This is a genomic window from Mesorhizobium sp. M8A.F.Ca.ET.161.01.1.1, from assembly GCF_004792105.1.
In the GTDB taxonomy this organism is placed as follows: domain Bacteria; phylum Pseudomonadota; class Alphaproteobacteria; order Rhizobiales; family Rhizobiaceae; genus Mesorhizobium.
This window is the reverse complement of the sequence record NZ_SRTD01000152.1, coordinates 1-378: the sequence shown is the minus strand read 5'-3', so window position 1 is coordinate 378 and position 378 is coordinate 1. Positions and strand designations below refer to the sequence as shown.

At 61.1% G+C, this 378-nt stretch carries 1 protein-coding gene; it reads left to right on the top strand.

Going from position 1 to position 378, the window contains the following annotated elements; translation table 11 throughout:
* A partial coding sequence (locus tag EN804_RS35075) for a cold-shock protein (protein WP_135922334.1) occupies positions 1 to 378 on the top strand: 378 nt, incomplete at both ends.

The following is a 378-nucleotide window of genomic DNA, read 5'->3' as shown; positions in this document are numbered from 1 at the left end:
TTACCAGACGATCCTTGAAGGCACGCGCATTGTCGCCCTTATCCAGCGGCGCGACCGTGGCTTTCAGGCATTTCGCATTCTCTCCATGGATCAGTCCACCGCCGTCCACCCCTCGCAGTTGCCGCCGGTGCGCACCCATGTGCAGGTGACGCCGTCCAGCGGACTGGAGCGCGCCATCGTCAAGTGGTTCAACCGCACCAAGGGTTTCGGTTTCCTGACGCGTGGCGAAGGAACGGAAGACATTTTCGTGCATATGGAGACACTGCGCCGTTTCGGCCTGACCGAACTTCGCCCCGGGCAGGTTGTGCTGGTGCGTTATGGCGATGGCGACAAAGGCCTGATGGCCGCGGAAATCCATCCGGACAACCCGGTTTCGAT